Below are 20,752 nucleotides of genomic sequence, written 5' to 3'. Positions count from 1 at the left end.
ACTGCGTTCGCTTGCTAGCCCGAACGGCCCAATCCAACGCGTGCAAGAATGGATCGGGCGCGTAGGCGTACCGGTTCGTCGATCATCGCTCCGTCAATGGACACTGCTCCATTGCCGGACGCCGCAACGCGTTTCGCCCATTCTATCTCGGCATCCGGCGGCATGAAGGCGCGCTGCACTTCAGGAATCTGACGCGGATGAATGCAGAGCTTGCCCGTCATTCCGACAGCCAATGCGTGAACGGCATCATCATGGGTCTGCGTATCGCTATTGAAATTCGCCGTAACACCGTCGATCGGCGCGGCAATACCGGCTAGCCGCGACGCCAATACGAGTTCGAATCGTGCCGGCGTCAAGACGTCGCGCTGGTGCTCGCAGCCCATATCGGCGCAAAAATCGATCGATCCGAAAACCAGCCGTTCAACGGTCGGCAACGCTGCTATAGCTCTTGCCTGGGTTAAGCCGATGGCCGTTTCGATCAGCGGGAAGATCGAAATCGTATCGTTCAGCGTGGCGCTAACGGTTTTGATTGCGGAGATGTCTTCGGCTTTCGGAAGCATGATCGCTGCGATATCCGGTAAATCGCCGACCGCCGCCAAATCGTCCTCATGCCATGAGGTGCCGGTGGCGTTTATCCGGACAATCACCGGCTTCTTCGTGAAGTCGGTTCGAAGTAAAGCTCGGGCCTCGTCCTTTTCTTCGCGGGCAACCGCATCCTCCAGATCGAGAATGACGGCATCGGCTCCCGACTGCGCTGCCTTGACGAAACGGTCAGGCCGATTGGCCGGCACAAAAAGCGGACATCGAATCCCAGAAAGATCTACCATTCAGCGTTCGCCTCCATCGCAATCGGCCCCTCCATAGATGCTGTCCAAAGCTTGAGCGCCTCGCCATCGTCGGTCGCATTGAGCGTAAAATCCGTGCCGGCGAAGATCGGCGCAACACTACGGAAGCTGAACCGCGCGGGAGCACGTCCTTTAAGTTCCTGCGCATACTGCACAAGCAGCATGGCTTGCATCGGGCCATGTACGATGAGGCCAGGATAATGTTCGATCTCGGTGACATATGGTGCGTCGTAATGGATGCGATGACTGTTGAAGGTCAGCGCGGAATAACGAAACAGCAAAACCGGCGATGCATCGATGCGTCGGTGCCGCTCGCCTTGCGGCGCGGCTTCGACCGGTTTGCTGCTGGCGCTGCCCGCCTTGTTGGCATCCCGATAGACGATGTCCTGCCGTTCGGTCAGAATATCGCGCCCTCCTGCCGTGATATGATGGCTAACCGTGACGAAGCATAGTATTCCCGTACGACCTTGCTTCACTACGAGATCGTCGATGACGGACCTGCGCGTTACCTTTTCACCGATGCGCAGCGGAGAGTGAAAGGTGAGAGCGCCGCCCGCCCACATGCGGCGGGGTAAGGCGACAGGCGGAAGAAAACCGCCGCGTTTCGGATGGCCGTCCGGACCCAATGCGGAGGTTGGTGCGGCGGGCTGACAAAGGCAATGATGAATAAGAAGAGGCGCTTCCGAACCGCTCTCCGTTGGGCCTTCGCGGTCCAGCGTCGCGTTGAACCGTTCGACCAGCGCGGGCGTCAACAGTTCGGTCGCCGTCTCCTCCTTGCCGATCCATTGACGCAGATGATCCAGATCGAGTTCCATAGTCAGGTCTCCAGCGGGTTGAGGGCGGGAACGGGGCCGTATTCGGCCGTTTCGCCAGCCCAGACCGGCGCTGGTGCGGGATAGGATACCGGTCCGTTGGGCGTATCCACCGTAATGCGCCGCAAATGGGGATGGCCTGCAAGACCACCCATGTCGTTGACGGTTGCCAGCGCCACATCGGCCTCGAGCAATGCCGCAATGGCCTCTTTGCCACTTCGTCTCGCAAAGCCTTCCGCGACGAGTGCATCGGTTTCGTCGCGCCGCTCCATTCTCGCGACATTGGTGGCAAAGCGTGGATCTGTGCCGAATTCGGCTTGCCCCAAAAATACTGCGCAGAGTTTTCGCCACTCGCGGTCGCTCTGCACGGAAAGCAATATCTGCGAGCCGTCCTGAGCGGTGAAAACGCCATAGGGCGCGATGGAGGGATGCGCCATCCCGATCCGTTGGGGTGTCCGGCCACCCTCATGATTGAGGAGAGGCACTGTCAGCCAGTCCGCCATTACGTCGAACATGGAGATCGAGATATTGGCGCCTTCGCCGGTTGCGCCGCGCCGGATAAGCGCTTCCAGGATCGCGGCATGGGCCGTCGCCCCGGTGGCAATGTCGACAAGCGATATGCCGACGCGCGCCGGTTCCGACGGGCCCCCCGTGATCGAGCAAAGGCCGGATTCGGCTTGGACAAGAAGATCGTAGGCTTTACGGTCGGCCATCGGCCCGTTCTCGCCATATCCGGAAATCGAACAGCAGATCAGTCGCGAATTGCTCTCGATCAATCGTTCGAAGCCGAAACCCAGCCGGTCCAGAGCACCACGCTTCAGATTTTGCACAACGATGTCGGCCTCGCCAATAAGCCGCGCCAGTTCCGCCTTGCCATCATCCGAGGCCAGATCGAGCGTAACCGATGTCTTACCGCGATTGAGCCAGACGAAATAGCTGGACTGGCCATTGGCGGCATCATCGTATCCACGGGCGAAATCACCGTCGGGCCGTTCGATTTTGATGACCTCCGCCCCTGCATCGGCCAGACGGGATGTGCAGAAGGGCGCGGCGACAGCCTGTTCGATCGAGACGACCTTGATGCCTTCCAGCGGTCGCATCAGAACGACCGCGGCAGGCCGAGCACATGTTCGGCGACGTATGACAGAATGAGGTTGGTGGAGATTGGCGCGACCTGGTACAGGCGGGTTTCGCGAAACTTTCGCTCCACATCGTATTCGCAGGCAAAGCCGAAGCCGCCGTGAAACTGGATGCAGGCATTGGCTGCTTCCCAGCTTGCCTTGGCTGCGAGATACTTCGCCATATTGGCTTCGGTCCCGCAGGGTTCGCCGGCATCGTAAAGGGTGCAGGCCTTGCGGCACATCAGATTGGCCGCTTCGATTTCGATATAGGCCTCGGCAATTGGGAACTGAACGCCTTGGTTCTGCCCGATGGCGCGCCCGAACACATTGCGCTCGCTGGCATATTTCACGATCCGTTCGGTGAACCAGTAGCCATCACCGATACATTCGGCTGCGATGAGCGTCCGCTCCGCATTGAGCCCGGTGAGGATGTATTTGAAGCCCTTGCCCTCTTCGCCGATCAGATTTTCTTCCGGAATTTCCAGATTGTCGAAGAACAGCTCGTTGGTTTCGTGATTGACCATGTTCGGGATCGGTTGAACCGTCATGCCCGATTGCATGGCCTCTTTGATGTCCACTAGGAATATGGAAAGTCCTTCGGATTTCTTCTTCACGTCCGACAGCGGCGTCGTTCGCGCCAGCAGGATCATCAGATCGGAATGCTGAACCCGGCTGATCCAGACCTTCTGACCGTTGACCACATATTTGTCGCCTTTCTTCACCGCAGTGGTCTTGAGCTGGGTCGTGTCGGTGCCTGTCGTCGGCTCTGTGACGCCCATGGACTGCAATCGCAACTCGCCCGAGGCGATTTTCGGCAGATATTGGCGGCGCTGCTCTTCCGAACCGTGCCGGACCAGCGTGTTCATATTGTACATCTGGCCATGGCAGGCTCCGGAATTGCCGCCCGCCCGGTTGATCTCCTCCATAATGACGGCAGCCTCGGTCAGTCCGAGACCTGAACCGCCATATTCTTCCGGTATCAGCGCAGCCATCCAGCCGGCCTTCGTCAACGCATCGACAAACGCTTCCGGATAGGCGCGTTCCTCATCGATCCTGCGGTGATATTCATCGGGAAATTCAGCGCAAAGTCCGCGCACGGCATCGCGAATGTCCTGATAGTCGTCCGTATCCTGCTGACGCAACTTTCCCTCCCAAATCGGCCGGTTTCACAACGAAATAAGAAATTCGCGCGATCATCGGTCCGGCGCTCACATAAATCAAATATCTGAATGGCCTTACAGATATGCCGATTTGATATGAGTTTTGGTCGGGCTTGCAGGTCTGTTTTTATCTGCGGGGCGGGTTAAACCGGATCCCAACAGAACACATCCGCCGATACATCGAGCGGCATGAAGCTCGACCGTAGTGCTGGCATGGCATGGCTCCGGACGCTATCGAAGTCCCATCCTTCGCCTCGATGGACGGAACGAACCGGACGCGGCTGCGACATCAGAAAGATTTCATTATTTCGCACTGCGAATATCTGGCCTGTCGTGTCGGCGCCCGCGTCGGAGGCCAGATAAAGCGCAACAGGGGCAATCTTCTCCGGCGACATTTCCTTCATGCGATTGACCCGCTCTTCCTGTTCTGGGCTGTCGACTTTGATGGACGACGTCATTCGGCTCCATGCAAAGGGGGCAATGCAGTTCGAACGGATATTCCAGCGCTGCAGATCGAGCGCCAGCGATTTCGAAAGCGCGGCGATGCCGAGCTTCGCCGCAGAATAGTTGGCCTGGGCCAGATTGCCGACAAGGCCTGACGTCGAGGTCATATGAATAAGGCTACCGGCGCCCTGTTCGCGCATCACATCGGCGGCCGCGCGGCTGACATTAAAGGTGCCGTAGAGATGGACCTTCACCACCGCGTCGAAATTTTCATACGTCATTTTGTGGAAGAAGCTGTCGCGCAGAATGCCCGCATTGTTGACGACCGCATCGAGCCGTCCGAACGCGTCGGTCGCCTGCTGCACCATGGCCTTGGCTCCATCCGGATTGGAGACGTCATCGCCATTGGCGACAGCGCGCCCGCCATTCTTCTCGATCGCCGTCACGGCTTCGTCCGCAGCCTCCCTCGACTGGCTCTGCCCGTCGAGGGAGGCTCCGATATCGTTCACCACGACCGCTGCGCCCGCTTTTGCCGCCTCCATGGCGATTGCACGCCCGATGCCGCCTCCGGCTCCGGTCACAAGAACGACTTTTCCATCCAGCGGTTTTGTTGCGGGCATGACGCCTCCCTTCCCTCTTCTAATTTCTATTCAGTCTTTCGGCCAAAAACGCAGCGTTCGACCTGGTCGGCGGCTTGCATCAAGGCGCCTGCCACTTCGTTCAGGCTGTCCTCGTCCTGCTGGCCGGCAATGATGATGCTGCTCATGCCGATACGCGGAATGTCGTCCGCGTCCCGCGCCAGCGTCGCTACGATGTCGAGACCCTTGAACAATTGCCCCCGATCCTGCGCCGTGCCTGTCTGCCGGGCGGCAATCACGTCCTGCCAGTAATTTTCAAAGCCGGGCTCATTCTGCCAGCGCACGGCCTTGTAACCCTTCCGGGTTGCCGCTTTTCCAAGGCCGAGACTCGCGGCGTAGCAGCGCCCGATCGCCCCGGCGAAAACGGGAAGCCTGCTGTTTCTTGCAACGACCGCCTGAACGATATTCGGCGCGGTGAAGCGGTCGATCAGGACAATCCGCTCGTTGGACGTAATGTGCCAGAGCGCGATCATGACCTGATGCTCCTGAGCGATCGCCGCCAATGTCGGCCGCAGGAGATCGGCAGGGTTCGCGCCGAGGAGCGGCGCGGCGAACTCCAGCAGTCCCATCCCGATACGATAGGTCTTGGCTTCGGGATCGAAGCTCAGAATGCCGTCATGGCTCAGTGTGCGCAGGATGTTGAAAGCGGACGATACGTTCAGTCCGGTTTCCCTCGCGATCTGCGTTGCGCCCAGCGGGTGACCGCTAGCGGCCAGTAGTCGCATGATCATGATCGCGTTCTGCACCGCGGGTACGAATTTCTGGCCTTGATCGTCGGGCATATTATTTCTCTGACAGAATTGCATTTACTATAAAGAATGACTTTGCTAGGGCAAGAGCCGGTGAATACGTTCACGGGGAGGAATAAAAGATGACGCGCGGCGTGGATAGCGATGTCTTTGAACAGCTGGTCGAGACGGTCGGCCGTTTCGCACGTGAACGCCTCATTCCCGCCGAGCGTCGCGTAGAAGAGGAAGACGCTGTTCCCGACGAAATCATTGCGGAAATGAAGGAGATGGGTCTGTTCGGTCTCTCCACACCGGAAGAGTTCGGCGGCATCGGTCTCAACGTCCCGCAAGAGGCGCGTCTCATCGAAACGCTTTGTTACGCCTCTCTGACTTTTCGTTCGCTGATCGGCACCAATGTCGGGATCGGCGCGCAGGGTATCGTCATGGACGGCACGCCTGACCAGAAGCAGGAATGGCTTCCGGGGATCGCAAGCGGCGATATCATCGCCTCATTCGCTCTGACCGAGCCGGATAACGGTTCCGACGCAGGCGGCATCAGGACATTGGCGCGGCGGAACGGTTCCGATTTCGTCATCAACGGCACCAAACGCTACATCACAAACGCGGTTCGTGCCGGCGTCTTTACTGTTTTTGCGCGTACCGACCCTGACAAGCCGGGCGCCGATGGCGTTTCGGCATTCATCGTCCCGGCGGATACGCCCGGCATCACCGTGGCAACGCCGGACCGCAAGATGGGCCAGCGGGGCACCAAGACATCGGACGTGATCTTTGACGATGTCCGAGTGCCGGAGGAGGCAATCCTCGGCGGGTTGGACCGGCTCAATCAGGGATTCAGGACGGCGATGAAGGTTCTGGATCGCGGCCGCATCCATGTCGGCGCGATGGCGGTCGGTCAGAGCCAGCGGATGCTGGATATCGCGACCGACTACGCATTGGAGCGCAAGCAGTTCGGCAAGCCGATCGGCGAGCACCAACTCGTCCAAGGGCTTTTGGCCGACTGCCAGGCGGAATTGCATGCCGCCCGCGCCCTCGTCCGCGCGAGCGCCGAGACCTTTGACCGAGATGGAAAGGCCATCATCGAGGCGTCCTGCACCAAATATTTCTGTACGGAGGCCGCCGGGCGCATTGCCGACCGCGCCCTGCAGATCCATGGCGGCGCAGGCTATATGGCCGAATACGACATCGAACGGCTGTACCGCGACATTCGCCTGCTGCGCATCTACGAAGGCACGAGCCAGATCCAGCAGCTCGTCATCGCGCGCCGGACGCTCGCGCAGCGGGCCGATTGCAGATGAGCGATCGGCCGACACGCAGCCTGGACGAGATGCCGCCGCCTTCGAATTTTTCGGAACATCTCGGCATTCAAGTGACCAAATGCGTACCCGAAGAAGTGGTCTGCCGGATGATCGTCACCGAAGAGATGGCGAACCGCAACGGTGTTCTGCACGGCGGCGCGTTGATGACGCTGGCGGATACCGCGGCGGGCACCTGCGCCTTCATCAACAGCCCGGTCGACATCTCCAACACCACTGTCGAAGCCAAGACGAACTTCATTCGGCCGGCGAGGGTGGGCGACACGCTCACCGCCCGTTGTGAGGCGCTTCATGTCGGTCGTGCGACGCTGGTTCTTCAGGTCACGATAGCACGCGACGACGGCAAGACCGTAGGCGTGACCTCGCAAACCCACCTGTTCCTGGGTTGGAAAGATTGAGCGGAAAATCGGAGGAGTGAGGTGAGTGAGATCGAAAGAGACGAAGCCGGACCGCAGGCCAATTACGAAGCCTTCCTGGCCGAGGGCCGCTTCATGCTCCAACGGGCCGGAAGCACCGGAGAATATGTATTCTGGCCGCGCGTCACGACACCGTCCGGCGCCACCGATCTGGAATGGGTCGAGGCGTCAGGTGGCGGCACGATCTACGCGATCACGATCAATCGATCTCGTAAAGGATCGTGGAACGTTGCGCTGATCGATCTGGATGAGGGCGTACGCATGATGTCCACCCTGCCGGAAGTCGAAACCGCCGAAATCGGAGCGCGGGTGAAGGCACGTATCGAGCAGGCGGAGGACGGCCCGCGCGTCGTTTTCGATCTGGCGGCGGAGGATGCGGCATGAGCGAGCGGTCAATGCGGGGCAAATCGGCGATTGTCGGAATGGCGACTGCGGGAGTGGGCGAAGCGCCCGGCTTCTCCGCCATGGAATTGCTGGGACAGGCGGCCATCGCGGCGGTCGGGGAAGCAGGGCTGAAGCTGCAGGATATCGATGGCGTTTTCGCCGCGACCAGCAGTCACGCTTTTCCCACCATGAGCGTCGTCGAATATCTCGGTCTGACACCGCGCTTCTTCGATGGAACAAATGTGGGCGGCTCGAGCTTCGAATTGCATTTGCTGCAGGCGACGCTTGCGCTCGACGCGGGGCTCTGCGATGCGGCGCTGGTCTGCTACGGTTCGAACCAGCGGACAGCCGGCGGCAAACTGGTTTCCATGAGCGAGCCGCAATGGCACGAAATGCCTTATAGGCCGCGTCATCCGATCACAGCCTATGCACTGGCGGCCAGCCGGCATATGGCGCAATTCGGCACCACACGCGAGCAATTGGCCGATGTGGCGCTGGCGGCGCGGGGCTGGGCCAATCTCAACCCGGAAGCGTTTGCGCGTGGGCCTTTGACGAAGGATGAGGTCCTCTCCGCGCGGATGGTCTCCGATCCTCTATCGAAAGCCGATTGCTGCCTCGTGACCGATGGCGCAGCAGCATGTGTTCTTGTCAGGGCGGACCGGGCGAAGGATCTCTGCGAAAAACCAGTCTATTTTCTCGGTGCGGGCGCGGCGAATTATCATCGCTCCATCGTTGCCATGCCCGACCTCACCGTCACTGCCGCGACCGATAGCGGCCAGCGTGCGCTTGAGATGGCGAAGGCTGGACGTGACGAACTCGACCTCGTCATGCTCTACGACGCTTTCACCATCAACACGATCCTGTTCCTGGAAGATCTCGGTTTCTGCCCGAAGGGAGAGGGCGGCCGCTTTGTCGAGGACGGGCGGATCGCGCCGGGTGGCGAATTGGCGGTCAACACCAATGGCGGCGGTCTTTCCTGCGTGCATCCCGGCATGTACGGACTTTTTCTCATCGCCGAAGCAGTTGCTCAGATCCGGGGCGAGGCGGGCGAGCGGCAGATCGAAGACTGCGAACTGGCGCTCTGCCACGGCAATGGTGGCACGCTGTCCAGCCAGTGTACGGCGATCTTGGGGTCGGAAGCGACGCTATGACGACCCTGCCGCATATCGATGGGTTGGTCGCGCCGCGTTCGGTCGCCGTCGTCGGCGCAACGAACGATGTCACCCGCATCGGCGGACGGCCCATCGCGGCGATGCTCCATGCGGGTTATGGAGGGCGTATTTTTCCGGTCAATCCAAAGCGGGACGCCATTCAGGGCCTGCCTTGCTATGCCGGTATCGATGCTTTGCCGGAAGCGCCGGAGGCGGCGCTGATAGCGGTGCCGGCAAAGCTCGTGCCAGAGACCATCGAAGCCTTGGGGCAAAAGGGCTGCATGGCCGCGACGCTGTTTTCCGCAGGTTTTGCCGAGACCGGTGCGGAAGGCGAAGCGGCGCAGCGTGATCTATTGGCCATCGCCGGTCGGCACGGCATGCGACTCCTCGGGCCTAATACGCTCGGCGTCTATAATGTCGACATCGGCTATTATGGCACCTTCTCTTCTTCTCTCGACACCGGCTACCCGAAACCGGGCAATATAGGCATCGCAAGCCAGTCCGGCGCATTCGGCGCCCATCTCGGCGCGCTCGCTCGCGACAGGGGGCTGGGCTGCTCGGTGCTCATCACAACTGGCAATGAAGCGGACATCACCGTCGCCGACGCCATCCGCTGGATGGCCGAAAGCGAAACGACCGATGTGATCTGCACCTACATGGAGGCCATCAACGATGCCCCGGCTCTATTGGAGGCGCTGGATATAGCGCGCGACGCCGGCAAACCGGTCCTCGCGCTGAAGTCTGGCCGCTCGGCGGTCGGCGCGCAGGCCGCAGCGTCGCATACGGCCTCGCTCACCGGCGATGCAGTGGTAGCCGATGCGGTCCTTTCGGCCCACGGCGCGATCATGCTGCGCGATCCCGAAACCATGATGGATATCGCCTATGCAGCCTCCAAAACGGTTTTCCCCACGCGCCACTCGCTCGGCATCATCACGGTCAGCGGGGGCGCGGGCATTGTTGCGAGCGATGAGGCCGAGCGCGTCGGTTTGCCGATGCCGCCAATGCCGGATGAGGCACAGACAAGGCTCAAGGAATTGCTGCCATACTCATCGGCAGTCAATCCGCTGGACTGCACTGCGCAGGCGCTGAACGATCCATCCCTCCTGGAAAGCTTCACCCATACGGCGCTGGAGGATGGCGGATATGGCGCCGTTCTTTGCTTTCTCACCTACGTCGCCGGCAGCGAAGCGATGTCGGACGCGATATTGAAGGCGATAGCGCCGCTCCGTGAGGCTTATCCAGACCGGATTATCGCATTCTGCGCACTCGGTGCTTCAAAAATTCTGAGCCGCTACGATGACGCCGGTATCCTGATTTTCAACGACCCCTGTCGCGCGGTACGCGCGCTTGATGCGGTTCTGCGTCTGGGTGCAATCGGCGCCGAGGCGAGGCCAGTTCGGCCTGCGCCGATTTCCGTAACTCTCCCACCTGCCAGCCCGGACGAAGCCGCTGCCAAGGCCATTCTCGCCGAGGCCGGCATTGCCGGCGCGCCCGAACTTGCTGTCCACGACGCCGAAGAAGCCGTGAGGGCCGCCGAGGATTTGGGCTATCCGGTCGTCCTGAAAATCCTGTCACCGGACATTCTCCACAAATCCGATATAGGTGCGGTACGGCTCAATCTCGGCGATGCCGGAGGGGTTCGGGCAGCGCATGACGCGATCCTCGACGCCGTAAAAAGCGACGCCCCGGACGCTGCCATCAACGGCGTTCTTGTCGCCAAGCAATTGTCAGGCGGCGTCGAGTGCCTGATGGGCGTCAATTGCGATCCCGCCTTTGGCCCCGTAGCCGTTTTTGGTCTCGGCGGAATCTTCGTTGAACTGCTCAACGATGTGGCTGTCAAAGCCTGTCCGTTCGGTCCAGAAGCCGCGCGTGAGATGATCCTGTCGATCAGGGGCGCCGCCATATTGCAGGGCGCGCGGGGCCGACCGCCAGCCGATATCGATGCTCTGGCGCAAATGCTTTCGCGGATTGCGGTTTTCGCCGCGTCTGCGGGAGATCGCCTTAAATCCATCGACCTCAATCCTGTCATGGCGATGCCGGAAGGGCAGGGCGCGTATGCCCTCGATGCGGTTATTGAACTGGCCGAGCAGGAGGGCGAGGACGGTGCCGATTGACTATAATCGTCTGATGAATTTCGACATTCCGGAAGTCCGCCAGACCTACGGTCCGGAAGAGGTGGCGCGTTACGGCCTTTCGGTCGGTCTCGGACAGGACCCGATGGATTTGCGCCAACTCGCTTTTGTGGGCGCGCTGGCCGATGATCGCCGCGTCATGCCAGCCATCGTCAACGTGCTGGGCCATCCGGGCTTCTGGCTGAGCGATCCGGCAACCGGCGTCGATGCTGTCAGGATCGTGCACGGCGAGCAGGGCATGACGATCCACCGTCCGGTCCCGCTTAAAGGAACGGTGACCGCCAAGACCCGCGTGACCGGCCTCATCGATAAGGGGGAGGGCAAGGGCGCGCTGCTCTATTATGAAAAGCAGGTGCGCGACGCCGATAGCGGAACACATCTCGCGACGTGCCGTGGAACGACCTTTCTGCGCGGCGATGGCGGCTTTGGCGGCCCGAGCGGGACGGTCAGGCAGCCTCATCAACTGCCCGATACCGAGCCGGATCGAATATTTGAAACGAAGACGCGGCCGGAACAGGCGCTCTACTATCGCTGGAACGCCGATCCAAACCCGCTGCATCTCGATCCACGCGTCGCCATGAAGGTTGGCTTCGAGCGTCCCATTTTACATGGCCTTTGCAGCTTCGGCTGCGCGGCTCATGCTCTGCTGGCTGTATTTTGCGACTACAACTCCGAGCTCTTCGGATCGATGGATGCCCGATTCACGTCACACGTCTTTCCGGGTGAGACGCTGCGTACCGAAATGTGGAACGATGGCTCATTTCGCACGCGTGCTGTCGAGCGTGACAAGATCGTGATCGGGAACGGGCTTTTCCAAAAGATAAGCTCAGCCTGAACGTTTCGTACTCACCGCGTAAGCCTCGACGATGTCGAGCTAGAGCGTTGTGCCGGGCCATTGGCCGGACGTCACCATGTTCTGAACCTCCGCCGTCAAAAACTCGGCGAAGCTGTTTGTCAGGCGCGATCCTGGATGGTTGAGCGGCGTCATCAGAACAAGGGTGCGGTTGATGGTTGGCCGCTTCATCGGGCGGGCAACGAGACGACCGGCGCTTATATCGGGGGCGACGCTGACGAGCGGCAGAATTGTGCTGCCAAGGCCCCGCCCGACGAAGTCCAGCATCGTCGGTAAAATATCGATTTCGAGCACGACATTCAGATCGATCCGCGCGTCATGAGCGATGCTCTCGACGCGACCACGCAGCCCATGTTCGGGGTTTGGGAGAATAAGCGGTTCTTGCAGCGCTTTGCGTGTCGAGATGGGCGTGCCGTCCCCTGCGCCGGCCGTTTTGGCGGACTGGATCAGAAACAATTGTTCGACGATAATGGGCTGGGCTTTGATCGAAGGCGATTTCTGCCCCTCATACGCAACGCCCAGATCGATCTTGCCGCGCATGAGCCAGTCCTGAACATGACCGCTGAAACCGGAAACGATGCGCAGTTTGACCTCCGGATAAGTCTCCATCGTCCGCTCGATCAGATGAGTGGCCAGAATTTCCGATACGGTTGGCGGCAGCCCAAGGGTAACAGTGCCATTGAGCGGCGCCTGATGTCCTGAAATGTCGGCGGCCAGATCTTCCAGATCGTCCAGGATGGCCTTTGCCCGGTTCGCCAGACGAATACCTTCTTCAGTCGGCATCACGCCGCGCCCATGCCGGCGCAATAGCGGGACGTTCAACTCCGACTCCAGCGTCTTGACCTGTCGGCTTAGGGCCGGCTGAGCGATGTTCAGGCGCTCCGCTGCTGCGGTGATGCTGCTCAGTTCGACGATATAGATGAAATTGCGAAGTTGCCGGAATTCCATTCATGCCTCGGTTGTATCGCTGTTATGTCTATAATGCATTTGAATTATGTCTGCCAATGCCTCACTATTCTCTATGGAGAAAGACGTTTTCTGTTCTATAATCGCCGTTCAGGCGCATGGGCGGGCCTGAGGCCGGAGGAGGATCGGCCTGGCTGGACGGACTTTCACGAATGAGGAGGATCACTATGGATACCAGAATTCGTTTCGGGACGGCGCTTGCCGGCCTCATGGCGCTGTCGATGGTCTCGGCGAGCGCTCAGGACCTGCCGAATACTATGGTCTGGACGTCTTATGACGTCGGCTCGGCGGGATATGCGGAAGCGTCGGCCATTGCCGATGCGTTCGGCAAGGAGTTTGGAACCCGCGTCCGCATCCAGCCATCGGGCAGCGGTATCGGTCGTCTGCAACCTCTTTTGCAGGGTCGGGCCGATTACGCGTTTCTCGCGACTGAGGCCTTCTTCGTCGCCGAAGGGGCGTTCGATTTCGCCAAACCGGATTGGGGTCCGCGCAATCTGAGGGCCGTCGCCGGTCGTCCGGCAGGCATTACGCTGATTGCCGCAGGCGATGCCGGGATCAACACGGTCGAGGATGCACGCGGAAAGCGGATCGCCTTCGTGGCCGGCAATCCCTCGGTGAATGTGAAGTGCGAGGCCATTCTCGCTTTCGGCGGTCTTACGCTGGACGATGTCGAGGTCATAACCTTTCCCACATATTCGGCTGCGATGTCCTCGATGACGCGCAACGAATCCGACGCTACCTGCACCACGCCGACCACCAGCCAGTTGTATGAGCTGGCCGAAAGTCCACGTGGAATCCAGTACGCCCCTCTGGAGGCGGACAACAAGGAGGGCTGGGACAAGCTCCTGAAGGTTCTGCCGATCATGGCGCCTTCCGATGAGGACGTTGCGGCGGGCCTTCCGGAAGGCGAGATCGCCAAAATGGCTGCCTATCGCTATCCGGTCATTACGACGACCGCCGAGAAATCGGCCGATGAAGTTTATGCCTTCATCAAGGCGCTGGACGAAACTTACGACCTTTACAAGGACGGCACAGCCGCGATGAAGCGGTGGTCGCTCGATATGTCCGGTAAACCGGCTATCGACGTGCCATTCCACGAAGGAGCCGTTCGTTATCTCAAGGAAAAGGGCATCTGGACCGACGAGGACGAGTCCTGGAACCAGAAGCGCATCGAACGAATGGACGCGATGGCGAAAGCCTGGGACGAGTTCAAATCGCAAAACGAGAGCATGGGCGAAGACGAATACGCCGAAGCCTGGATGGCGAAGCGTGCTGAGGTTGCCGCTGGCCTGAACTGAGCCGAACGCTCCTTTGGCTCCCCGTTGGCGTGATCGCACCGGGGAGCCATTCTTGGCAGATCAGGACATGGCGATGGCTTCCGAAGACAGGATAGAAGGACCAGCGGCTGTCGCGCCGCCTCTCGATAAACCGGTCGATCCGACTCGGCCTCTCGCCGTCCGTATCGTCATCATGGCGCTTGGCGCGATTGGCGTGGCGCTGGCCATCAATCAGCAATTTCTCCTGAACATTTTCGGATTTCAGCCGCTCGGTAATGCTTACCTCTATTATCTCATCGGCATCTTCCTGGCGCTGGCCTTTCTGACCCTGCCACTCAGTCCGACCCACCCTGACCGTTTCTGGTGGCTGGATGGCGGCCTTGCTATTGCCGCACTGGTCACGGGCGGATGGCTCGGCTTTCACGGCCTCGACATCATTCAGCGGGGTTGGGAATACGACGCGCCGCTAACCGCCGACATTATGGCGGCCATCCTTATTGTTCTGGTGCTGGAGGGTGTGCGCCGTGCCGGCGGGCCGATCCTGCTTTTTACGGCAGTTCTGTTCGGCACCTATCCCCTCTACGCGGACTATATGCCGGGTTTTCTCTGGGGCACGCAATATTCGCTGATCGGCACGATCCGCGCCCATGTGCTCGGTGTCGAGTCGATCATCGGCATTCCGATGCAGGTCGTGGCCGAACTGGTCATCGGTTTCGTCATATTCGGCTCGGTGTTGGTCGCGACCAAGGGCAGCGACTTCTTCATGGAACTGGCGTCGGCCCTGCTCGGACATAGCCGGGGCGGTCCCGCCAAGGTGGCCGTGATGGGATCGGGAATTCTCGGATCGCTTTCGGGCAGCGTGATTTCCAACATTCTGACATCCGGCCCATTTTCGATCCCGACGATGCGCAGAGTCGGGTATTCGGCCAATTACGCAGCCGCTATCGAAGCCTGTGCGTCCACCGGCGCGACCCTGATGCCGCCGGTCATGGGAACGGTCGCCTTCGTCATGGCGTCGTTCCTGGGCGTTCAATATTCGACCATCGTGATCGCCGCGATCATCCCAGCGCTTCTTTTCTACGTTGCGCTGCTTTTCCAGGTGGATATGTACGCCGCCCGCCGTGGGCTGGAGGGGCTGCCGCGCAGCGAAATTCCCCCTATCTGGCCGGTGCTCAAGATGGGCTGGCCCTACCTTCTCAGCCTTGCCGTCCTGATCTTCGTCCTGATGGGTCTGCGCATGGAAGCGCGCTCGCCCTATTATGCGTCGCTGGTGATGCTGGTCGCGACGAGTTTCCGCAAGGAAACCCGCATGACCCTTAGCCGCGCAAAAGGGCTTCTGATCGATATTGCCGGCAATGTCGCGGCCCTTGTCGCTGTCCTTGCCGGCATTGGACTCGTGATCGGTGGTCTGTCCTATACTGGCGTTGCTGGAGCGTTCTCGCGCGAACTCTTGCTCTACGCCGGCGGCAACACGGCTCTGATGCTGGTTGCCGGAGCGGTGACGAGCTTTGTGCTTGGCATGGGTATGACCGTCACAGCCTGTTACATCTTTCTGTCGATCCTCCTGGCCCCGGCGCTCGTGCAGGCTGGCCTGAACCCGATCGCCAGCCACCTCTTCATTCTCTATTGGGGCATGCTGTCCTACATCACGCCGCCAGTTGCGCTTGCCGCCATCACGGCTGCGAATGTCGCTGGCTCGAAACCCATGCAGACCGGTTTCAACGCCATGCGTCTCGGCATGCCGCTGTTCATTCTGCCATTCATCTTCGTCTACGACCCGGCGCTGATCATGCATGGCACCTGGCTCGAAATCATCGAACGCGTCGCGATCACGCTGGTCGCGATCTGGGCCATAACGTCCGCCTTCGAAGGATGGATCTACAAGGTGGGACGGATTGGCGTTCTAAGCCGGCTCGCATTCGGGATTGGCGGCATCCTCATCATTTTCCCCGAATTGACGACCAGCCTGGTTGGCGGAGGCGTGCTCGCTGCGGTGATCGCCGTCAATTACGGGATCGGGTCGCGCAAGAGCGCGACGCAGACATAGGAAACGAAAACGCGTATGGATAAAAGCGTTGCGGATTTGGCGAACGCTGTCGCGCCTATCGGCGATGGCGCGTCCGTGATGATCGGAGGCTTCGGATCGTCTGGCATACCCTTCGGACTAATCGATGCGTTACTGGAAACCGGTGTGGCCGGGCTGACGGTCATATCCAACAATGCCGGCGCCGGCGAAACCGGTATCGCCAAGCTTCTCAAAGCCGGTATGGTCGCCAAGGTGATCTGCTCCTATCCCCGCTCGCCCGGTTCGGTCTGGTTCGAACGGCGCTACGAGGCGGGTGAAATTGAGCTGGAAGTGGTCCCGCAAGGCACTTTGGCCGAACGCATCCGCGCGGCGGGCGCGGGTCTCGGCGGCTTTCTAACGCCGACGGCCTATGGCACGCTGCTCGCCGAAGGCAAGGAAACCCGGATCATTGATGGGCGCGGTTATGTACTGGAAGCACCGCTCCACGCCGATTTTGCCCTGCTGCGGGCTGAGCGCGGCGACAAATGGGGAAATCTGAGCTTCCATGCCACGGCCCGTAACTTCAACCCGGTCATGGCGTCCGCCGCGAAGCGCACCATCGCCGAAGTAAGATATCTATCCGACGAGCCGCTCGATCCTGAAGCAGTCGTGACGCCGGGCATCTTCGTTCAGAGCGTGGTGGAATACGGGGTGCGGCCATGAAGTCCCTGACCGACAGCCAACTCGCCGCCCGTGTGGCGCAGGACATTCCCGATGGCGCTTATGTCAATCTCGGCATCGGCAAGCCGACCCATGTTTCGGGTCATGTGCCGGAGGGACGGGAGGTCATCTATCATTCCGAAAACGGCATTCTCGGCGTCGGTCCGACACCGAATGCGGGCGAGGAAGACGTCGAACTGATCGACGCCAGCAAACGCTACATCACCACTGCCGCCGGTGCGTCGTTTTTCGAACATTCAGACAGTTTCGCCATGATGCGCGGCGGCCATATCGATATCGCCGTCCTCGGCGCCTATCAGGTGGCGGAAAATGGCGATCTGGCCAACTGGGCGACATTGGACGAGAAGTTTCCGCCCGCTGTTGGCGGTGCGATGGACCTCGTCGTCGGCGTGCCGACAGTGTTCGTCATGATGAAGCACGTCAATCGCGATGGCGGCCCCAAACTACTGAAGCAATGCACTTATCCGCTGACCGGCCTCGGTGTCGTCAGCCGAGTCTATACCGACCTGACCGTGCTCGACGTGACGCCCGAAGGCTTTCGTCTCGTTGAACTGACCGACGGCAACAGTCTCGATGAAGTTCAGGCTGTCACGGAGGCGAAAATTCTGACCTGATGGGACGGATTGAGACAGCACCCGAGAACGGCCAGCGCGCGACGAATCCGCCGGTCCAAAGCCATGTGCCGGACAGCCGTGGCAACAATGTCTACCGCGCCGATCCGGCTTTCGCGGCGTTGTTGTCGATCTATCTGCCGGAAGCGCTTCGCTCCGTTCTCGAACCGCAGCTCGACTCCCTGGGCGAACTCGTTGGCGACCGGCTGGAGCGCCTTGCGCTGACGGCGGACAAGAATCCGCCGACCCTGACCCTGCGCGACCGCACGGGCGAGCCCTGCCAGCGGGTCGAGAAACATCCTGCCTATGAGGAGATGGAGCGTATCGCCTTTTCCGAATTCGGTCTGGCGGCAATGTCGCATCGCGGCGGCGTGTTCGAACAGAACGGCCCGCTGCATCCCATGGCGAAATACGCGTTGGTCTATCTGTTCGTGCAGGCGGAGTTCGGTCTGTGCTGCCCGCTCAGCATGACGGATTCGCTGACGCGCACATTACGCAAATTCGGCTCCGAAGAATTGATCGGCCGCTATGTCGATCGTTTGACCAGTCAGGACATGGACGAGCTTTATCAGGGCGCGATGTTCATGACGGAGCAGGCGGCCGGCTCCGACGTCGGCGCGGTCGAAACCATTTCCCGTCAGGAAGATGGCGTCTGGAAACTTTACGGCGACAAATGGTTCTGCTCCAACCCCGACGCGGCGCTGGCGATGGTGCTGGCCCGTCCGGAAGGGGCAGGTCCCGGAACGAAAGGTCTGTCGCTATTTCTTCTGCCCCGCCACCGCCCCGACGGAACATTGAACGCCTATAGAATCGTTCGGCTGAAGGACAAGATGGGTACGCGCTCCATGGCATCTGGCGAGATCGTCCTGGAAGGCGCGGAAGCTTATCTGGTGGGCGACGAGGGCCAGGGCTTCAGGCAGATGACCGACATGATCAACATGTCGCGCCTCGCCAACGGTGTGCGGAGCGCGGGGCTGATGCGCCGTTCGGTGTCCGAGGCGCTGTTTATCGCTCGCCACCGTTCCGCCTTCGGCAAATTGCTGATCGATATGCCGCTGATGCGTCGGCAACTGGTCAAGATGCTGCTGCCGACCGAGCAGGCGCGGAGCATGGTGTTCCAGACGGCCCGCGTTCTGCATGCAGCGGATCAGGGCGACGAGGCCATGGCGAAGGTGCTGCGCATACTGACGCCGCTCGTCAAATTTCGCGCCTGCCGCGATGCCCGCAAGGTGACCGGCGACGCGATGGAGGTGCGCGGCGGCTGCGGCTACATCGAAGAATGGTCCGATGCGCGGGTGCTGCGCGACGCCCACCTTGGTTCGATCTGGGAGGGCACCAGCAATATCGTCGCGCTAGATGTGGCCCGCGCGGCGCGGCGGGAAGGCGCACTTGAAGCGTTGACGAACTATCTTCGCTCATGCCTTCAGTCGGTCGATGCAGAACTGGAGGAGCCCATTGGCGCGGCGCTGAACCGTGCCGGCGAACTGATCTTGGCAGTCGCGCGAACGGATGGTCCGGCCTGCGAAGTGGAAACAAGACGCGCTGCGACCGCCCTTTACAATGTGACCTCAGCGGCTTTCCTTGCCTGGGAGAGCGCCCAACTTGCCGGTACGGTGCCGGACATCGCAAAGGATCGCGCCCGGCTGGCCGGCATGGTGCTGACCGAACGGCTTGGCGCACGTGACCCGCTTGCGCTTGCGGAGGCGGAACCGGACTGGCTGACTGGCCTTCTGATACGCGCGGGCCGCGATGCGAACCATGCCGCCATGGCTGCCGAGTGAGGAAAAGTATGACCATTGCGCAAAACTTGGGCGCATTTGCCGCCAGCCCAATCGATGCCGATGAACGCATTGAACGTTTCGTACGCTTTTCGCTATTCGACTGGGCGACGGTCGGGCTGGCAGGGCGGAACGAACCCGTTTCCCGCGCCGCTCGCGAGATGGCAATGAGCGCGGCAGCATCTCCGGACGGCGCGACCCTATTGGGTGGCGGGCAGGTGACAGCCAGTGCCGCCGCTCTGGCCAACGGTGCGACAAGCCATGCGCTCGATTATGACGACACCCACTTCGGCCATATCGGCCATCCGAGCGTCGCCATCGTTCCGGCTACTCTGGCGATGGCCGAGACGCGGAAGGCTGATGGCAAGATCTTTCTCGATGCCTTGAGCGTCGGTCTGGAAACCGCCTGCCGGATCGGCGCATGGCTGGGCCGGTCGCACTATGAGGTAGGATTTCACCAGACCGGTACATCCGGCGCATTCGGAGCGGCAGCCGCTGCGGGCCGCATCCTAAGACTCGATGAAGACCGGATGATGCAAGCGCTGTGCCTGACCGCGACCCGCGCTGCCGGTCTGAAAAGCCAGTTCGGCACGATGGGCAAACCGCTCAATGCAGGCTTCGCCGCAGAAGTGGGCGTGACCTGCGCTTTGCTGGCCGAAGCAGGCGCACAATCGACGCCTGACGCCATTGAGGGACCGCAGGGTTTCGGCCCGACCCATGCCGGCGTGGCCGACGATGCTGCTTTCGATACGCTGGGGCGCGAATGGCTGTTTCCCGGCATCTCCTACAAGTTTCACGCATGCTGCCACGGCCTGCACGCCATGCTGGAAGCGGCACGGTCACTCACTATCGAAGGGTTGAACGCCAGCGATGTCGAGGCGGTGGCAATCCGAACTCATCCGCGTTGGTTGGCGGTCTGCAACCAGCCCGAGCCCCAGACAGGCCTGCAGGCGAAATTCAGCTATCGCCTCACAGCGGCGATGGCGCTGGCCGGGATCGATACCGCTGCGCTGGACGTCTATAACGACGAGACCTGCGCACGCGCCGATCTTGTTGCGTTACGCGATCGCGTGACGGTCATCCCTGACGACGCGCTGTCCGACACCGAAGCGCATTTGACGGTAACAATGAAAGCCGGAGAACAACAAACAGCTCATCACGATATTCTGTCGAAGACGGAACCCGACGCAATCGAGCGGCGACTTAGGCACAAATCCTCGGCGCTGCTTGGCGACAGAGACGCTTCGGATTTATGGGAAACGGTCGCTAAGATTGACGGGCCGAACGGATTGTCAGCGCTTATCGGTCAAATCGGAATGAGCGCCTCGTAGCGCTGACACGCCGGATTTTTCGTCA

Annotated in this window: 19 protein-coding genes; 12 read left to right on the top strand and 7 right to left on the bottom strand. The window is 60.6% G+C overall.

The window, feature by feature from the left end:
• Nucleotides 1-14 precede the first annotated feature (14 nt).
• The 6 genes from NIM86_RS02590 to NIM86_RS02565 form a co-directional block, all read right to left on the bottom strand.
• Entirely contained in the window at nucleotides 15-827 is an 813-nt protein-coding gene (locus NIM86_RS02590) for a CoA ester lyase (RefSeq protein ID WP_253378863.1), read from the bottom strand.
• Nucleotides 821-1,660 carry a MaoC family dehydratase N-terminal domain-containing protein gene (locus NIM86_RS02585; RefSeq protein WP_253378861.1) on the bottom strand — a complete coding sequence of 280 codons (840 nt, stop codon included), beginning with the start codon at nucleotides 1,658-1,660 and terminating at the stop codon, nucleotides 821-823. The genes NIM86_RS02590 and NIM86_RS02585 overlap by 7 nt, the downstream gene beginning before the upstream one ends.
• A gap of 2 nt (nucleotides 1,661-1,662) precedes the next feature.
• Nucleotides 1,663-2,757, bottom strand: coding sequence for a CaiB/BaiF CoA-transferase family protein (locus tag NIM86_RS02580; protein ID WP_253378848.1), 1,095 nt, complete (start codon nucleotides 2,755-2,757; stop codon nucleotides 1,663-1,665).
• On the bottom strand, nucleotides 2,757-3,920 hold the full coding sequence (locus NIM86_RS02575; RefSeq protein WP_253378847.1) for an acyl-CoA dehydrogenase family protein: 1,164 nt from the start codon (nucleotides 3,918-3,920) through the stop codon (nucleotides 2,757-2,759). Before NIM86_RS02575 ends, NIM86_RS02580 begins: the two co-directional genes overlap by 1 nt.
• A 161-nt stretch (nucleotides 3,921-4,081) precedes the next feature.
• Nucleotides 4,082-5,002: an SDR family NAD(P)-dependent oxidoreductase gene (locus NIM86_RS02570; RefSeq protein ID WP_253378846.1), complete on the bottom strand. Its 921-nt coding sequence runs from the start codon at nucleotides 5,000-5,002 to the stop codon at nucleotides 4,082-4,084.
• 26 nt (nucleotides 5,003-5,028) lie between these two features.
• On the bottom strand, nucleotides 5,029-5,802 hold the full coding sequence (locus tag NIM86_RS02565) for an IclR family transcriptional regulator (protein WP_253378845.1): 774 nt from the start codon (nucleotides 5,800-5,802) through the stop codon (nucleotides 5,029-5,031).
• Between the two features lie 89 nt (nucleotides 5,803-5,891).
• Here NIM86_RS02565 and NIM86_RS02560 point away from each other — a divergent pair, with 89 nt between their 5' ends.
• The 6 genes from NIM86_RS02560 to NIM86_RS02535 are packed head-to-tail and all read left to right on the top strand — an operon-like array spanning nucleotide 5,892 to nucleotide 12,000.
• Complete coding sequence (locus NIM86_RS02560) at nucleotides 5,892-7,064, top strand: acyl-CoA dehydrogenase family protein (protein ID WP_253378844.1); 1,173 nt, start codon at nucleotides 5,892-5,894, stop codon at nucleotides 7,062-7,064.
• The gene (locus tag NIM86_RS02555) at nucleotides 7,061-7,480 is read left to right on the top strand and encodes a PaaI family thioesterase (RefSeq protein ID WP_253378843.1); all 420 of its coding nucleotides are present in this window, start codon (nucleotides 7,061-7,063) and stop codon (nucleotides 7,478-7,480) included. Before NIM86_RS02560 ends, NIM86_RS02555 begins: the two co-directional genes overlap by 4 nt.
• A 21-nt stretch (nucleotides 7,481-7,501) precedes the next feature.
• Nucleotides 7,502-7,882 carry an OB-fold domain-containing protein gene (locus NIM86_RS02550; protein WP_253378841.1) on the top strand — a complete coding sequence of 127 codons (381 nt, stop codon included), beginning with the start codon at nucleotides 7,502-7,504 and terminating at the stop codon, nucleotides 7,880-7,882.
• Nucleotides 7,879-9,033 carry a thiolase gene (locus NIM86_RS02545; protein ID WP_253378839.1) on the top strand — a complete coding sequence of 385 codons (1,155 nt, stop codon included), beginning with the start codon at nucleotides 7,879-7,881 and terminating at the stop codon, nucleotides 9,031-9,033. The genes NIM86_RS02550 and NIM86_RS02545 overlap by 4 nt, the downstream gene beginning before the upstream one ends.
• Nucleotides 9,030-11,147, top strand: a complete 2,118-nt coding sequence (locus tag NIM86_RS02540; RefSeq protein WP_253378837.1) for an acetate--CoA ligase family protein — start codon at nucleotides 9,030-9,032, stop codon at nucleotides 11,145-11,147. The genes NIM86_RS02545 and NIM86_RS02540 overlap by 4 nt, the downstream gene beginning before the upstream one ends.
• Nucleotides 11,137-12,000, top strand: coding sequence for a MaoC/PaaZ C-terminal domain-containing protein (locus tag NIM86_RS02535; RefSeq protein ID WP_253378836.1), 864 nt, complete (start codon nucleotides 11,137-11,139; stop codon nucleotides 11,998-12,000). The genes NIM86_RS02540 and NIM86_RS02535 overlap by 11 nt, the downstream gene beginning before the upstream one ends.
• 39 nt (nucleotides 12,001-12,039) lie before the next feature.
• Here NIM86_RS02535 and NIM86_RS02530 read toward each other — a convergent pair whose 3' ends face one another.
• Complete coding sequence (locus NIM86_RS02530) at nucleotides 12,040-12,966, bottom strand: LysR family transcriptional regulator (protein ID WP_253378834.1); 927 nt, start codon at nucleotides 12,964-12,966, stop codon at nucleotides 12,040-12,042.
• Between the two features lie 185 nt (nucleotides 12,967-13,151).
• Here NIM86_RS02530 and NIM86_RS02525 point away from each other — a divergent pair, with 185 nt between their 5' ends.
• The 6 genes from NIM86_RS02525 to NIM86_RS02500 are packed head-to-tail and all read left to right on the top strand — an operon-like array spanning nucleotide 13,152 to nucleotide 20,727.
• Entirely contained in the window at nucleotides 13,152-14,282 is a 1,131-nt protein-coding gene (locus NIM86_RS02525; protein WP_253378833.1) for a TAXI family TRAP transporter solute-binding subunit, read from the top strand.
• A gap of 52 nt (nucleotides 14,283-14,334) precedes the next feature.
• Nucleotides 14,335-16,308, top strand: a complete 1,974-nt coding sequence (locus NIM86_RS02520) for a TRAP transporter fused permease subunit (protein WP_253378832.1) — start codon at nucleotides 14,335-14,337, stop codon at nucleotides 16,306-16,308.
• Between the two features lie 15 nt (nucleotides 16,309-16,323).
• A complete protein-coding gene (locus NIM86_RS02515; RefSeq protein WP_253378831.1) occupies nucleotides 16,324-16,989 on the top strand; it encodes a 3-oxoacid CoA-transferase subunit A in 666 nt (221 codons plus the stop codon).
• On the top strand, nucleotides 16,986-17,621 hold the full coding sequence (locus NIM86_RS02510; protein ID WP_253378829.1) for a 3-oxoacid CoA-transferase subunit B: 636 nt from the start codon (nucleotides 16,986-16,988) through the stop codon (nucleotides 17,619-17,621). Before NIM86_RS02515 ends, NIM86_RS02510 begins: the two co-directional genes overlap by 4 nt.
• Nucleotides 17,621-19,399: an acyl-CoA dehydrogenase family protein gene (locus NIM86_RS02505; RefSeq protein ID WP_253378828.1), complete on the top strand. Its 1,779-nt coding sequence runs from the start codon at nucleotides 17,621-17,623 to the stop codon at nucleotides 19,397-19,399. The genes NIM86_RS02510 and NIM86_RS02505 overlap by 1 nt, the downstream gene beginning before the upstream one ends.
• 8 nt (nucleotides 19,400-19,407) lie before the next feature.
• Nucleotides 19,408-20,727, top strand: coding sequence for an MmgE/PrpD family protein (locus NIM86_RS02500; RefSeq protein WP_253378827.1), 1,320 nt, complete (start codon nucleotides 19,408-19,410; stop codon nucleotides 20,725-20,727).
• The last annotated feature ends 25 nt before the right edge of the window (nucleotides 20,728-20,752 follow it).

The sequence above is a fragment of the Notoacmeibacter sp. MSK16QG-6 genome (assembly GCF_024158145.1).
GTDB lineage: Bacteria > Pseudomonadota > Alphaproteobacteria > Rhizobiales > Rhizobiaceae > Notoacmeibacter.
This window is presented reverse-complemented; position numbering and strand designations above follow the sequence as displayed.